This window comes from Pseudonocardia sp. N23 (assembly GCF_002583555.1).
Classification (GTDB): Bacteria; Actinomycetota; Actinomycetes; order Mycobacteriales; family Pseudonocardiaceae; genus Pseudonocardia.
Window position 1 is genome coordinate 207,184 of record NZ_BEGX01000004.1, and the last position, 14,590, is coordinate 221,773.

The 14,590-nt window shown below is 71.3% G+C and carries 14 protein-coding genes; 4 read left to right on the top strand and 10 right to left on the bottom strand.

Annotated features, from left to right (window positions below):
* Window positions 1–12 precede the first annotated feature (12 nt).
* The 8 genes from TOK_RS02835 to TOK_RS02870 form a co-directional block, all read right to left on the bottom strand.
* A complete protein-coding gene (locus TOK_RS02835) occupies window positions 13–1,011 on the bottom strand; it encodes an alpha/beta hydrolase (RefSeq protein WP_098956183.1) in 999 nt (332 codons plus the stop codon).
* Window positions 1,012–1,047: 36 nt separating this feature from the next.
* Complete coding sequence (locus tag TOK_RS02840; protein WP_098956184.1) at window positions 1,048–2,172, bottom strand: thiolase family protein; 1,125 nt, start codon at window positions 2,170–2,172, stop codon at window positions 1,048–1,050.
* Window positions 2,169–2,570: a Zn-ribbon domain-containing OB-fold protein gene (locus TOK_RS02845; RefSeq protein WP_098956185.1), complete on the bottom strand. Its 402-nt coding sequence runs from the start codon at window positions 2,568–2,570 to the stop codon at window positions 2,169–2,171. Before TOK_RS02845 ends, TOK_RS02840 begins: the two co-directional genes overlap by 4 nt.
* Window positions 2,567–3,805 carry an amidohydrolase family protein gene (locus TOK_RS02850; RefSeq protein ID WP_098956186.1) on the bottom strand — a complete coding sequence of 413 codons (1,239 nt, stop codon included), beginning with the start codon at window positions 3,803–3,805 and terminating at the stop codon, window positions 2,567–2,569. Before TOK_RS02850 ends, TOK_RS02845 begins: the two co-directional genes overlap by 4 nt.
* A 7-nt stretch (window positions 3,806–3,812) precedes the next feature.
* Complete coding sequence (locus tag TOK_RS02855; protein ID WP_098956187.1) at window positions 3,813–5,624, bottom strand: NAD(P)/FAD-dependent oxidoreductase; 1,812 nt, start codon at window positions 5,622–5,624, stop codon at window positions 3,813–3,815.
* 112 nt (window positions 5,625–5,736) lie between these two features.
* Entirely contained in the window at window positions 5,737–6,609 is an 873-nt protein-coding gene (locus TOK_RS02860; protein WP_253258139.1) for an alpha/beta fold hydrolase, read from the bottom strand.
* Window positions 6,610–6,638: 29 nt separating this feature from the next.
* Window positions 6,639–7,757 carry a carboxylesterase family protein gene (locus TOK_RS02865; RefSeq protein ID WP_098956189.1) on the bottom strand — a complete coding sequence of 373 codons (1,119 nt, stop codon included), beginning with the start codon at window positions 7,755–7,757 and terminating at the stop codon, window positions 6,639–6,641.
* A 304-nt stretch (window positions 7,758–8,061) separates the two neighbouring features.
* Window positions 8,062–9,213, bottom strand: a complete 1,152-nt coding sequence (locus TOK_RS02870; RefSeq protein ID WP_098956269.1) for an LLM class flavin-dependent oxidoreductase — start codon at window positions 9,211–9,213, stop codon at window positions 8,062–8,064.
* A gap of 254 nt (window positions 9,214–9,467) precedes the next feature.
* On the opposite strand from TOK_RS02870, the gene TOK_RS02875 reads away from it, so the two are divergent.
* A complete protein-coding gene (locus tag TOK_RS02875) occupies window positions 9,468–10,346 on the top strand; it encodes an SMP-30/gluconolactonase/LRE family protein (protein WP_098956190.1) in 879 nt (292 codons plus the stop codon).
* A 9-nt stretch (window positions 10,347–10,355) separates the two neighbouring features.
* On the top strand, window positions 10,356–11,645 hold the full coding sequence (locus TOK_RS02880) for an LLM class flavin-dependent oxidoreductase (protein WP_098956191.1): 1,290 nt from the start codon (window positions 10,356–10,358) through the stop codon (window positions 11,643–11,645).
* A 16-nt stretch (window positions 11,646–11,661) separates the two neighbouring features.
* Here the strand turns inward: TOK_RS02880 and TOK_RS02885 are convergent, their stop codons facing one another.
* On the bottom strand, window positions 11,662–12,234 hold the full coding sequence (locus TOK_RS02885) for a TetR/AcrR family transcriptional regulator (RefSeq protein ID WP_098956192.1): 573 nt from the start codon (window positions 12,232–12,234) through the stop codon (window positions 11,662–11,664).
* A 103-nt stretch (window positions 12,235–12,337) separates the two neighbouring features.
* Here TOK_RS02885 and TOK_RS02890 point away from each other — a divergent pair, with 103 nt between their 5' ends.
* Together TOK_RS02890 and TOK_RS02895 are read left to right on the top strand one after the other, a co-directional pair.
* Window positions 12,338–13,219, top strand: a complete 882-nt coding sequence (locus TOK_RS02890; protein WP_098956193.1) for an NmrA family NAD(P)-binding protein — start codon at window positions 12,338–12,340, stop codon at window positions 13,217–13,219.
* A gap of 34 nt (window positions 13,220–13,253) precedes the next feature.
* Window positions 13,254–13,685 carry a hypothetical protein gene (locus TOK_RS02895; protein WP_216361827.1) on the top strand — a complete coding sequence of 144 codons (432 nt, stop codon included), beginning with the start codon at window positions 13,254–13,256 and terminating at the stop codon, window positions 13,683–13,685.
* Here the strand turns inward: TOK_RS02895 and TOK_RS02900 are convergent.
* On the bottom strand, window positions 13,678–14,589 hold the full coding sequence (locus TOK_RS02900; RefSeq protein WP_098956194.1) for a cyclase family protein: 912 nt from the start codon (window positions 14,587–14,589) through the stop codon (window positions 13,678–13,680). The two genes, TOK_RS02895 and TOK_RS02900, sit on opposite strands and share 8 nt — an antisense overlap.
* Window position 14,590 lies beyond the last annotated feature (1 nt).

The window sequence follows — 14,590 nt, forward strand, 5'->3', positions numbered from 1 at the left end:
GATGGTGCTCCTTCAGGTCGGTCGTGACGAGGGTCGGGGCGGCCGGAGGACCCGGCGCAGCCAGTCCGTGCGCCGGTCCACCGCGGCGACCGAGACGGCGGCGGTGGGGGCGAGGATCTCGAAGCAGTGGTACGCGCCGGGCCAGACGTGCAGCTCCGCAGCTCCCCCGGCCTGCCAGATCCGGGTGGCGTAGTCGACGGCCTCGTCCCGGAACGTGTCGACCGAGCCGACGTCGACGAACGCGGGCGGCAGGCCGCTCAGGTCCGTCGCCCGGGCGGGGGCGGAGTACGGCTCGACGGCAGGACCGCCGCGGCGGCCGCCGAGACGGGCGTCCCAGGCCGTGCGGTTGGCGGTCCGGTCCCACACGCCGACGCCGTCGAGCTGGCGGCTCGCGGGGGTGTGCTCGCGGTCGTCGAGCATGGGGCACAAGAGGAGCTGGCCCGCCGCCCGGGGACCGTGGCGGTCCCGGGCGAGCAGCGCGGTACCGGCCGCCAGGCCGGCACCGGCGCTGTGCCCGGCCAGGACGAGCCGGGACGGGTCGACGCCGAGCTCGGCCGCGTGCCCGGCCACCCACACCAGCCCGGCGTAGCAGTCCTCGACGGCGGCCGGGTCGGGGTCCGCGGGCGCCAGCCGGTAGTCGACGGACACGACCGGCACGCCGAACTCCACCGCCCACGGGAGCACCAGGTCGAGGCCGAATCGGAAGTCGCCCAGGACGACCCCGCCTCCGTGGATCCAGTAGAGCGCAGGCGAGCCGGGACGGCTGAGCGGGGGCGTCGCCACGAGGAGCCGCATGTCCGGGGCGTCGGACCGGGCCACGGTGACGGTCCGGACGTCGACCCTGTGCGCCTCGGCGATGGCCGTGAACGAGGGCGCCGTGGCGGCCGTGTCCTCCCGCAGCGCGGCCAGCATCTCCGGGGTCACCGTCGTCGGGACGTCCTCCGCGGCCGCGAGGGCGGCGGCGAGCTCCGGGTCGAACGGGGGGTGGACCGGTGAGAGGTCCGTGGTCATGTCTGCTCCCGTGTGGACGTTCGGGCGGAGTGGGGGTCAGGCACCGAGCAGCAGCACCTCGCCGATCACGGCGACGAGTGCGACCTCGGCGCCGACGACCTGGTTCGCCGCGCTCTCGCCCCGCAGCTGGCGCACCGCCTGCACGACCCGCTGCAGCCGCTGCGACTCCCCGGTGTGCGAGTGCGACATGGTGCCGCCGTCGGTGACGATCGGGTACCGCCCGGTCGACTCGATGGCGTCGCCCGCGACGAGGTCGGGGCCCTCCCCGACGTCGCAGTACCGCAGGGACTCGAAGTAGCGGACGATCTCCCACGAGAAGTTGTCGTAGAACTCGAAGACGTCCACGTCGTCGCGCGAGAGCCCGGCCTGCGCGAACGCCGCATCTCCTGCCTTGCGGCCCCACATCGCGACGCGGTCGTACGTCGGCGGGTGGGTGTAGGTCGGCCCCCAGCTGTCCCAGGCCCCACCGAGCACCCGCACCGGCGCCACGTCGAGGTCGGCGGCCCGCTCAGCCGTGGTCAGCACCAGCGCGGAGCCGCCCTCGCTGGTGGTGGCGCAGTCCAGCAGGTGGTACGGGTCGGCGATCATCCGGGAGGCCAGCACGTCCTCGGCCGTGTACGGGCCCCGTCCGAAGTAGACGGCCTCCGGGTTGCGGGAGCCGTTGTTGCGGATGACCGCGGCGACGTGCGCGATCTTCTCCCGCGGCACGGAGAAGCGGTGCAGGTACTGCTGGGCCGCCATCGCCCACTCCGCCGGGGTCATCAGGCCCCAGCACTCGATGAACTCGTTCGGGGTCCGGGCCCACGGGGCGACCGCGGCGCGGTCCGTGTACACCCCGGCCTGCCCACCGGCGAGCACCACGGTGTCGCAGGCGCCGGCCCCGATCGCGGCCGCCGCCTCGACGACCGCGGCAGGGCCGGGCACCTGCGCGCCGGTCCAGAACCAGGGGATGCCGAGCGCGTACCCGAACGCGTCGGCACCGCCCCGGTACTGCAGGCCGGGCAGCACGGTCAGCCCGTCGACGTCGGCCGTGGTGAGCCCGGCGTCGTCGAGCGCCCCGGTGATCGCGGCGAGCGTGACCGAGTCCGAGGTCTGGCCCTCGAGCACCCGTGCCTGCGGTGTGTTGTACGCACCGACGACGACGACCTCGCGGCCGCTCACGCGAGCTCGAAGCAGGGCAGGGTGATCGCGTCGGTCACCGGGGTGAAGCGCACCCGCACGGGCGCACCGATCGTGACCACGTCGGGTGGGGTGCCGACGATGTTGGTGACCATCTCGTAGCCCTCCTCGAGCCGGACGACCGCGACGACGTACGGCACGTCGAAGGCCGGTGTCTGCGGGCGCCAGATGACCGTGAACGTCACCACATGTCCGTCGCCCGCAGACTCCACCCAGGTCAGTGCATCTGCGTGGCACTCGCGGCAGAACTCCTGCGGGGTGAACACGTGGGCCCCGCACTTGTCGCACCGCTGGACGAGCAGCCGGCCCTCCCGGCACGCTGCCCAGAAGGGCTCCGTGAGCGGTGACGGGTGCGGGACCGGCCTGTCCGTCGTGGTCACATCTGGTCCAGTGGCCGGCCGTCGGCGTCGAGGTGCTGGTCGAAGGGCAGCTGGTAGAGCCGGATGGCGTTGCCCCGCACGATCCGGTAGGTGATGGCGGGGTCGACCCCGGCGAACTGGTCCACGAGGTGGCTGCGGGTGTGCGGGAACGGTCCGTCGCTGTGCGGGAAGTCGACCTCGAACATCAGGTTGTCGACACCGATGTGCTCGGCATTCGCGATCGCGTGCTTGTCCGCGAAGATGCAGCCCCACATGTTGCGCCGCACGTAGGTCGACGGCTTCTCCTTGAGCTTCTCGTCGCCCAGCGCCCACGTGTGGTGGGCGTAGGCGTGGTCCATCCGCTCCATCGCGTAGGGGATCCAGCCGGCCTGGCCCTCGGAGTAGGCGAGCTTGAGATCCGGGAACCGGTCGAGCACGCCGGAGAACACGAAGTCCGCCATGGAGGCGTAGGAGTTCGCGAACTGCAGGACGGGCAGCAGGAGCAGCGGCGCCTCCGGTGGCAGCGTCATCAGCAGCGACGACGAGCCGATGTGCATGCACACCACCGTCTCGGTCTCCTCGCACGCGGCGAAGAACGGGTCCCAGTTGCCGTCGTGGATGCTCGGGTAGCCCAGGTGGCCGACGATCTCGCTGAAGGCGACCGCATGGACTCCCCGGGCGGCGTTGCGCCGGACCTCGGCCGCCGCCAGGTGTGCGTCCCACAGCGGAACGACCGGAGCCGGCACCAGCCGGCCACCGGAGTCGCCCGCCCACTCCTCGACCTGCCAGTCGTTGTAGGCCTGGATCAGGGCGACCCCGAGATCACGGTCGTTCTCGGTCTCCTCGCTGAACGCCTGCCCGCAGAACCGGGGGAACGACGGGAAGCCGATGGACGCCTCGACGCCTTGGGCGTCCATCGCCGCGAGCCGTGCCTTCGGGTCGTAGCAGGCGGGGTCCATCTCGTCGAAGGTCACCGGCTCCTTGTCCCGCATCTCGGCGGAGGTGTCGACGCCGTCGAGCACGACGACAGCACGTCGCGGCACGTAGATCGACTTGCCGAACACCCAGACGTCGCTGGGCATACCGTTCTCGTCCTCCTCGAACCCGAAGAGGTCGGTGTCCAGGCTGACCATCCGCCGCTCGACGCGCGGGGCGCCGTACTGGAACTTCTGCGGAAGCCACCGCTCGAAGAGGTGCGCGGGCTCGACCAGGTGGTCGTCGACGGAGATGATCTTGGGAAGGTCGGTTGCGGTCATCTGTTCCTCACCCTCGGGTTGTGGTCGTGTGGGCGGCGCCGTCGGGGAGCGGTGATCCGTCGAAGAGCAGGCCCCGGTACCGGCCGTCGGCACGCCACTGCTCCACGATCCGTTCGAAGCGCCACACACCGGGTGCGAAGGGACCGTTGCGGCGGAAGGCCTCGAGGTTGGGGTTGCCCTCGTTGTTGTAGTAGCCGGGTGTGCAGGTCGCGAGGAACTCGCCGTTGCGGCGGGCGCACTCGATCACCGTCTGCACCCAGGAGTCCTCGGCCTCCTGCTCCACGTCGACGGACCCGGCGCCGGCGGCCCGGGTGGCCGTCACGATGTCGGCGATGTGCCGGGCCTGGACGTCGAGGAGATGGGTCTGGTTCGACGAGATCCCGGCCTGGTTGATGGCGACGATGAAGAAGTTCGGGAAGCCGCGGGTCTGCATCCCGTAGAGCGTCGAGATGCCGGTGGCGAACTTCGCGCTGAGCGCCGTGTCGTCGCGGCCGACGACGTCGTACCCGAGCCGGCGCGAGAACGGTGCGCCGACCTGGAAGCCGCTCGCGAACACGATGCAGTCGACCTCGTACTCGATCCCGTTCGCGACGACGGCCGTCTCGGTGATCTTCTCGACGCCCTGGCCGTCGGTGTCCACCAGCGTGACGTTGGGACGGTTGAAGGTGGGCAGGTACTCGTCGTGGAAGGTCGGACGCTTGCAGAGTGCCCGGTAGTAGGGCCTGAGAGCCTCGGCCACCTCCGGGTCGGTGACGATCTCGTCGACCCGGGCGCGGACCCCTTCCATGACCTCGAAGTCCACGTCCTCGTCGAGGACCCCGCCGTGCAGCGCACGGTTGCGGAAGATCTTGGTCCAGCCGTCGTTCACGAGGTCCTCGCCGACGTCCTCGCCGGCGATGAAGCCGGAGAAGTTGCGGACGCGTTCGCGCTGCCAACCCGGCTCCAACGCCGCGGCCCAGTCCGGATCGGTCGGCCGGTTGTCCCGGACGTTGACCGCCGACGGGGTGCGCTGGAAGACGTAGAGCTGCTCCGCCCCGGCGCCGAGGTGCGGGACCGCCTGGATCGCCGTGGCCCCGGTCCCGATGATCGCGACCTTCTTGTCCGCCAACCCGGTGAGGTTCCCGTGTGCGTCCCCGCCCGTGTAGGCGTAGTCCCAGCGGGTGGTGTGGAACGACTTTCCGGTGAAGTTCTCGATCCCGGGAATGCCGGGCAGCTTCGGCAGGTCCATCGATCCGGCGGTCATCGCCACGAACCGGGCACGGAACCGGTCGCCACGGTTCGTGGTGACCGTGTACCGCTGCTCGTCGTCGTCCCAGCGGACGTCGAGGACCCGGGTGTGCAGCAGCGCATCGCGGTACAGGTCGAAATGCCGCGCGATCCGCCGGCAGTGCTGATGGATCTCGGGTCCCTTGGCGTAGCGCTCGGTCGGGACGTACCCGGTCTCCTCCAGCAGCGGCAGGTAGATGTAGGACTCGGTGTCGCACGCCGCGCCGGGGTACCTGTTCCAGTACCAGGTCCCGCCGACGTCACCCCCCTGTTCGACGAGTCGCACCTGTTCGACGCCGGCCGACCGCAGCCGGGCACCGACCAGGAGCCCGCCGAACCCGCCCCCGATCACGGCGACCTCGACGTCGTCCGTGACCGGCTCGCGGTCGGCCACCTCGATGTACGGGTCGGTGAGATAGTGGTCGATGTCCTCGGTGATCTGCCGGTACTGGGCGGACCCGTCGGGCCGTAGCCGCTTCTCCCGCTCCTGCCGGTACTTCTCCCGGAGTGCTGCCGCGTCGAAGACGGGCCCGGTACGGGGATGCTCAGTCACGAGTGTGTCCTTTCGCCGCCTCGGCGGGCGTGCCTGTCGCGGGGCGCGGGGTTCCCTGCCCCGCAGAGCTCTCGAACGTCGTGGGCCGTGGGCAGGTCGCGCCAGGGTCTGGTCACGGTGTCTCAGCGGTGGCGCGCCGGGCGTTGGTGGCGAACTCCTCGACGACGGTCGCGTGCACCCCGACCGGGAGCTCGTGACCGAGGCCTGGGACCAGGACCAGCCGCGCGTCCGGAATCGCGGACGCGGTCGCGACTCCCCCGTCCACACCGACCAGCGGGTCGTCGGCGCCGTGGACGACGACGGCCGGGAGCCGCAGTCGTCGCAGCGCGGGCGTGCGGTCCGCAGCGGTCAGGATCGCCGCCTGCTGGCGCAGCTTTCCCTCCGGGTGGTGGCAGCGGTCGTAGGCGTGTGCGGCCCGTGACCGGACGGTGTCCGCGTCGAACGGGAAGCCGCCGCCGGCCAGCACCCGGGCCGTCTCGACCTGGGCCTCGACGATCTCGGCCCGGGTGCGCGCAGCTCCGGAGCGGATCGCGACGAGGACGTCCGGCCGGGCCGCCCCGACCGCGCGGTCCCCGGTGGTCGACATGATCGAGCACAGCGAGGAGACCCGGCCCGGGTGCCGGATGGCCAGCACCTGCGCGATCATCCCGCCCATCGACGCACCCAACACGTGCGCCCGGCCGACGCCGAGTGCGTCGAGGAGGCCGACGGCGTCGTCGGCCATGTCCTCGAGCCCGTAGACAGCTGCGCCACGATCACCGCGCCTCGCCGCGTCGATGTCCGGGACACCGACGAGCTTGGTGGAGAGTCCGACGTCCCGGTTGTCGAACCGGATCAAGAAGTGTCCGCGCTCGACGAACAGCTCGCAGAATGCGCGATCCCATGCGTCGAGCTGCATCCCGTGGCCCATGACCAGCAACAGCGCCGGATCCGCCGGATCGCCGAGGGTCTCGTAGCAGAGGTCGATCCCGTTCGCCCGGACCACTCCCGATCCGGACCTGCTCGGCGCCCGCATCACAGGGCGGCACCGAGGTCGACCGGTTCCCTGCCGGCCCCGGCCCGCAGGAGTGGCTCGACGCGGGCACCACGGGCGGACGCCGGGTCGCCGGTACGCACGAACTCTCCGAAGCCGCTGCCGTACCCCTCGGGCGTCCTGACCCGAGCGTGCGTCACCACCGACGAGATGCGGTCGGCGACGCGATCCTCTCCGCAGCGCCAGATCGTCCACGTCGTCGTACCGGCGCCGCGATCGACGCATCTGCGGCCCACCATGACCTCGACGGCTGACATCGCTCCGCGCAGCAGCTCGGTCAGATCGCCGAAGGGCAGGTCGTCGTGGGCCACCAGGGCGAACGGGGAACGGGCCTCCGCCCGGCGCAGCGACGCCTCGGCCCGGGTGATCGCCGCCGCCTCGAGCTCACGCAGGTCACCACGGCCGTCGGGGTCGGCGCCGAGGACGTCGAGGAAGGCGGCTGCGACGCGGGCGGCCTCGGCCGGCGTCTGGACGCGGCACCCGGGCACACCGGCCGGCAGGACCAGGCGGCGCACCAGCGGGCTGGTGCGGGGAAGCCCGGCCAGCAGCGCGGCGGCGTGTGCACCCTCCCCGCGACCGGAGACCGTGATGACCGCGGGGTCCCCTCCGAAGGCGCGCGCGTGGGTCGCGACCCAGGTCAGAGCCTCCATCTGGTCGAGGAGCCCGAAGTTGCCGTTGCCGAACCCGTCCCGGTGCGCGGTCAGATCGAGATAGCCCAGCGCTCCCCGGCGACACCGGGGAGCGACCACGACGATGCGGTGCTCGGCGGCGAGGCCGGCGCAGAACCGGCGTGTCCGACCGGCGGAGCCCTCGTCGTCGAGCCAGACGAGCACCGGCCGGCCGACTGCGTCGGCGGGCGTCCAGACGTCGAGCGTCAGTTGTGTCGCCTCGGCGAACGCGGCGCCGAGTGCGCCGGGGACGGTGGCCCCGAGTGGTGACCAGGAGTCGGAGCGCGGGCACGGCGCCGGCGGCGCGAAGCGCAGACAGCCGACGGGCGGAGCGGCGTAGGGGAGCCCGAGGAAGGCTCGGACCTGCGGGAACTGGCGCGCCCAGCCTCCTTGGACGGCCCCCTCCGGCAGGGTGACGGTCAGGCGTGACATGGCGACTCCCTTTCCTGGCCGAACGGCCCACCGGTGGTGCGCATGCTGTGGCGAGGTTCGCCCGATGTCTCCACGACGGTAGCTTCAGGATTCACTCTGGTCAATATTGGATCCCAGTTGTGCCGTCAGACCCCTAGGCCTCGGCACTACAAACGGGGTCTGCCCCCAGTTAGTGGGTCAGCATAGGGAGTGCCCCCCCACTTGTCGAGACCACACGCGTCGCCGGGCCGCGGGACCCGCGCTCCCCCGGACATGACGAAGCGCCGGCAGCGGTCTCGTCGACCACCACCGGCGCTTCGCGTCCTCACTCCCCGTTCAGCGACTCCGGGAGCGGAGGATCGATCGCCTGCAGCCGCGGGAGCACCTCCGCGGCGAACAGCCGCATCGAGCGCTCCGCCGTCTCGGCGGACATCCCACCGAACCGCGGGTTGACGATGAACTCGACGGCGCCCGTCTTCTGCTGGATGAACTGCATCTTCTCGAAGACCTGGTCCGGCGTGCCCCAGGCCTGCGGGCGCGCGGCATGTTCGAGCATCTGCTCGTCCTTGGCCGGGTCGGTGCCCGGACCCAGGTAGGGCGGCACCTTCGCGTAGTGCTCGTAGCCCTTGACCCCGATGAACTGGGACGGGTCGTCGAGGCCGTACTGCTTCGCGCTGCTGTTGTAGCTCTCCAGCATGTGCGTGGACATGACCCCCCAGGCCTCGGCCTCGGTGTCGAAGCAGGACAGCATGACCTGGACCGTCGGCTGCGTGGGTCCGAGCCCGATGCTGCGACGGATCTTGTTGACCTGCTGGATGTCCTCGGAGTACTCGTCCCAGCTCTTGGTGTTGGTCATGATCACGCCGTGGCCAGAGTTCGCCACGATCGGCAGCGTGTCCGGGCTCTGCCACGCGATCCGCATCCGCTCCAGCAGCCGCTCGGGGTTGCGGAAGCCCGGGCGGATCGATGTCTCCGGAATCTGGAAGTGCTCACCCTCGAACGAGAACCACTCGTTCGTCAGCGCCCGCCGCAGGATCTCGACCGACTCGGCGAATCGGCCGCGGGCGTGCGGCATCGGGACCCGGAACCGGTCGAACTCCTGCTTCGCGGCACCACGGCCGAGACCGATGGTGAGCTGTCGGCCCTGCAACATGTTGTCGAGCACGCTGATCTGGTCGACCACGGCGAGCGGGTCGTACCAGGGCAGGACGACGACGATCGAGCCGAAGTCCAGCTTCGTGGTCCTCCCGGCCATGTAGGTGAGGTGCTGCAGTGCACCGCCGGTCATGGCGTAGGGGGTGAAGTGATGGTCGACCGCCCAGTAGGAGTCGAAGCCGAGTGGTTCGACCAGGCCGGCGAGGTGGAGGTCCTCCTCGTAGATCTGCTGGTCGGTCACCGCCGGCGGACCGGGCCGCTTCGACTGGAAACGGTCCCAGTCCGTGTAGTTCTGGAAATAGAGATGGACACCGATCTTCATGATCACTTCCTCGGGAGTCCGACGACGACGGTGGCGGGCGGAGCAGTGCCGAGGCTCCGGAGCGCGCAGTAACTCGAATCAGATTTGAATCTGGTCGGGCCAGGATCGCAGGCAGTCCGACGCCCGTCAAGGCCATAGCGGAAGGGCCCCCCACTTGACGGGTGCGCGCCCTGCGGTGTCTCATTCCGACTCGGCTTCGAACCTACTCTCGTTCGAAACCTGCGCCCGACGTCGACGTCCGCGGAGGAACCCAGGTGCCCGACCCGACCCTGTCCATACCGGCCGCACCGCTCGTCGGTGGTCTGCGGTTCGCCGAGGCACCTCGCTGGCGCGCCGGATGGCTCTACTTCTCCGACATCTTCGCCCACCGTGTGCTGCGCGTCGACGAGGCCGGGAACCTGGACGTCGTCCACGAGTTCACGAACGGGGAGCATCCTTGCGGCCTCGGCTTCCTCCCCGACGGCCGGCTACTGGTGGTGAACATGGCCCGCCCGGAGATCCTCCGGCTCGACGCACCCGGGGAGGTCGGCGTCCACGCCGACCTCGCGGACCTGGCTGTCGGCGCGTTGAACGACATGGTCGTGGACGCGCAGGGCCGCGCGTACGTGGGCTCGATGGGCACGCACGACCCTGCCGCGCCGCGCCCTGTCGACCCGGACGGCCGGGTGATCATGGTCGAGCCGGACGGGTCCGCGCGAATCGTCGCCACCGAGGTCGACGACCCCAACGGGCCGGTCCTGCTGCCCGACGGCACCTACGTGGTCGCCTCCTTCCCCTCCGCCCAGCTCGTCGGCTTCGACCGTGATGCCGACGGCAACCTCCTCGACCGGCGGGTGTGGGCCGACCTCACCCCCGGCAGCGCGGACGGCATCGCCGCCGACAGCGAGGGGGCGATCTGGACCGCGTCGCCACTGCAAGGCGTGCTGCGGCGGGTACGGGAGGGCGGCGAGATCACCGACGTCGTCCCGATATCGGACGACATCGCCCGCAAGATGCCGCTGGCCTGCGCCCTCGGGGGCCACGACGGCCGGACGCTGTTCGTGCTCTGCCTGCTCGGCGGGGTGGCGGCCATCACGGCGGGTTCCACCGAGGCCGTCGTCGAGACGGTCCGCGTGACCGTCCCTGCGTTCTAGGGAGCGGCCGTGGAGTTCGGGCTCTTCTTCGCCCAGCAGCTTCCCCGACCGTGGGGACCGGACGCAGAGCCGGCCATGTTCCAGGAGAGTCTCGACCAGGTCGAACTGGCCGACCGGCTCGGCTTCGACTACGCCTGGTCCCCGGAACAGCATTTTCTCGAGGAGTACTCCCACTCGTCGGCGCCGGAGGTGTTCCTGGCGGCGGCGAGCCAGCGGACCCGAACGATCAGGCTGGGGCACGCCGTCGTCCTGATGCCACCGGGCTACAACGAGCCCGCGCGGGTCGCCGAGCGGATCGCGACACTCGACGTGCTCTCACGTGGGCGCGTCGAGTTCGGCATCGGCCACTCGAAGACCCGGATGGAGCTGGAGGGCTTCGGCGTCGATCCGCACGCGCGCCACGAGATGTCACTCGAGGCGCTCGGCCAGGTCACCGAGATGATGGCCCGGGAGCCGTACCCGGGGTACGTCGGCACGCACTTCTCGATGCCCGCGCGCAACGTCGTGCCCAAGCCCGTGCAGCGGCCCCATCCGCCACTGTGGATCGCCTGCTCGGACGACGAGACGGTCCGTCTCGCGGCGCGCCTCGGGATCGGGGCGCTCGCGCACTCCTTCTTCGACCCCGCCGAGGCGAAGACCGTCGTCGAGGACTACCACGAGACGTTCCGACGTGAGTGTGTGCCGATCGGGCACACCGTGAACCCGCGGGTCGCGACGATGGTCCCCTTCCACTGCCATCCCGACGCCGACGTGGCGAAGGAGCGCGGGGAGCGGGCCGGCAGCTTCTTCACCTACGCCGTGCGGCACTACCACGTGTTCGGCCGGCACCGGCCCGGAGCCACGGACGTGTGGGAGCGCTCGGAGACGGTCCGTGAGGAGCTCGGCGGCACCATCCCCCACCGCGGCGAGCACGCCATCGGGTCCCCCGCCGAGCTCGTCGAGAGACTGCGCGCGTACCAGGACGCCGGACTGGACCAGACGATCCTGCTCCACCAGTTCGGGCGGCTGCCCTACGCCGAGGTCCGGGCCTCGCTCGAGCTGTTCGCCGCCGAGGTGCTGCCCGGTTTCGCCGCACAGCACGCGGAGATCAGGGCGCGCAGGGACGCCGAGCTGGCCCCGTACGTCGCAGCCGCGCTGGCCCGGAAGGAGCGCGCGACCGGGGCGGCGGTGCCACTCGTCGACGCCTACGGATTGAGCCGGCCGCCGCTGGAGGACCCCGATGCCCATCCCCCGCACGTCCGCGACCTGCTGGTCGAGCTGGCGCGGATGGCCGCCGTGGCGAGACGGCTCGACTCCTGACGCCGCCCCCCTCCCGTCACGGGCAGGGGTGGACTCCCGTGAGCGCGAGACGCACCAGGCGCCGCGCGGTCATGGAGTCCTTCTCGGTCGCGGTGCCGATCGCGTTCATCAGGGTCATCAGGTCGCTGCCGGTCACGCCGGCGCGCAGCACACCCGCGTGCGCGGCCCGGTCCACCAGGATCTGCAGCTCGTCGATCAGCCGGTCGGTCACGCAGATCTCGTCGGCGGTGAGGCCGTCGTCCTCGACGGTGTCGGCGCTGCCCAGCAGGGCGATCCCGAGGCCGCGGTTGTCGGCGATGTAGGCCGTGGTGTCCTCGACCCAGGTGTCGAGCTCGGCGGCCGGGTCCTCACCGGGCTGCGAAGCGGCGTGCTCACACAGCTGCTCGACACCGTCCCTGTAGACCGCCTCCAGCAGCGCGTACCGGGACGGGAAGTGCCGGTGCAGGGTCGCCGAGCCGAGGCCCGCGCGGCGCGCGATCTCCTCCAGCGAGGCCTGCGCGCCCTCCTGGCGGATGAGCTCCGCGGCCGCTGCGAGCAGCCGCTCCCGGTTGCGACGACCGTCCGCGCGCAACGTCTTCACCGCAGGCACGGCGCTCCTCTCCTCGACAACCGGGGTGGTCCTCGATATCGTAGCCCAGAGATAAACGGGGTGACACCCCATTTAATCCGCAGTCGATCCGAGGAGTACTCCCGTGAGCGAATTCGTCCTGGTCACCGGCGCGACGGGGCAACAGGGAGGCGCCGTCGCCCGCGCCCTCGTCGCGGCCGGGACACCGGTCCACGCGCTCGTCCGCGACACCGGCAGCGAGAAGGCCCGCGCCCTGGAAGCGCTCGGGGCCCGGCTCGTCCACGGTGACCTGGACGAGCCGGAGTCGCTGAAGCCGGCCCTCGACGGGGCCCGCGGCCTGTTCTCCGTCCAGACCCCCGACTTCGCGAACCTGGGTGCCGACACCGAGATCGACCGCGCCCGGACCCTCGCCGCCGCGGCCGCCGCGGCCGGTGTGCCGCAGATCGTGCACACCTCGGCCTCGGGGGCCACCCGGATCATCGACGAGGAGCGCTGGGGCCCGTTCGTCGGGCACGCCTTCCGCGTCAAGACGCTGACCGAGGACGCGCTGCGCGACGCCGGAGCCCGGTCGACCACGATCCTGCGGCCGTCGGCCTTCATGGAGAACTTCCTGGCGCCCTCCTACTTCTACGCGCCGGGCTCCACGGAGAAGATCCTCGTCGGCTACGACCTCGATGTGCCGCAGGCGTTCGTCGCGGTCGCCGACATCGCCTCCGCGGCGGCGGCCGCGTTCGCCGACCCGCAGCGGTTCGACGCCGTCGAGTTGGAGCTGGCGGGCGATCGGATCAGCCTCCGCCAGGCGGCGGCCACGCTGTCCAGGGTGTGGGGCCGGCCGATCACGTTGCCGGCGAGCCGCGACGCCGCGATCGCCGACGGGTTGCCCGAGGTGTTCCAGCAGTCCCAGGGCTACCTCAGCGCACACCCCGCGCCGGCGTTCCCGGAGTACCTGCGCGCGTTCGGCTTGCCGGTCACCACCCTCGAGGAGTGGGCGCGCGGCGTCGCCTGACGACGCGACCCGGGGTTCCGACGAGGAGGTTTCGATGGGTTCCAGCACGGCCAGCACACCGGTCGGCGAGATCGAGCGATCGGTGCTCGCGACCTACGCCACGTACCTCGCCGACTTCCAACGCTTCGATCCCGACGCGACCGCCGGGCACTTCGTCGCGCCGCTGTGCCGGGTGTCGAAGGGTGACCCCGGCACGTTCGCGACCGACACCGAGATCCGCGCGTGGTTGGCCGCGACCTGGGAGGGCATGGCCGCGCGTCGGTACGGGGGCGCCTCCACGACCTCCCGCACGGTGACGGTGCTCGACCCGCGCACGGTCCTGCTGCGTGCGCGGGGCACCCGGCACGACCTGTCGGGTGCCCCGCTCGAGGACTTCGACGTCCTCTACCTGCTGGTCCGGACCGACGACCGCGATCCCTGGCGGATCGCGGTCGTCACCTCCGTCGATCCTGCAGGCGTCACTTGATCGCGAGCGGGTTGACGGGTGACCCGACCGCGCCCACGAACTTGATCGGCGGGCCCGTGAACAGGAACTCGTAGACCCCGTCGTCCGCACAGTCCGCAGCGAGCTCCTCGAAGTCGAGGATCTCGCCCAGCGGCATGCCCATGTCCCGGATCAGGACGCAGTGCACGGCGAACTTCTCGTCGCCCTCGCCGGGCAGCACCTCGATCGCCCAGTTGTCCGAGCACAGTGCCGCCACGTCACGGTCGTAGAGCCACTGCGCACAGGCCAGCCCGATGCCGGGCTCACCGTCCATGAACACCGCGGCGTCGCGCGTCGTCGTGAAGACGCGGCGCCATCCCGTCCGGACCAGCAGGATGTCGCCCGCGCCCACCCGCACGCCCTGGGTCCGGGCGGCCTCGTCGAGGTCGGCGGGCGTGATCGCGTAGCCGCGTTCGAGGTGGTCCACGCCCTTCAGACGCGCGACGTCGAGCAACACCCCGCGCCCGACGACGCCCTTGCCGAACTTGTCGATCGAGAGCTTCCCCGCCCCGCGGGGGCCCACCTCCGCGGCCGGATAGCCGTTGTAGAGCAGGTCGTCGTAGAAGACGTGGGACAGCGCGTCCCACTGGGAGGCCGCCTGCAGGGGCATGAAGACGTAGTCGTCGGCGAAGTGCATCCCACCCGGGTACACCTGGCCGGCGCCGGTGTCGCGCATGAGGTGCACCGGGTTGATCCGGGCGCCGCCGGGCTGCGGGCCGTCGGCGCCGAAGGGGATGCCGAGATCGAAGATCCGGCCTGTCCGCACCAGCCCCGCCGCAGCGACCACCGCCTCGGGGGTGATGAGGTTGAGGGTGCCCAGCTCGTCGTCGGGGCCCCAGCGGTGCCAGTTGCGCAGCCGGCGACCCACGTCTCGGAAACGTTCCACG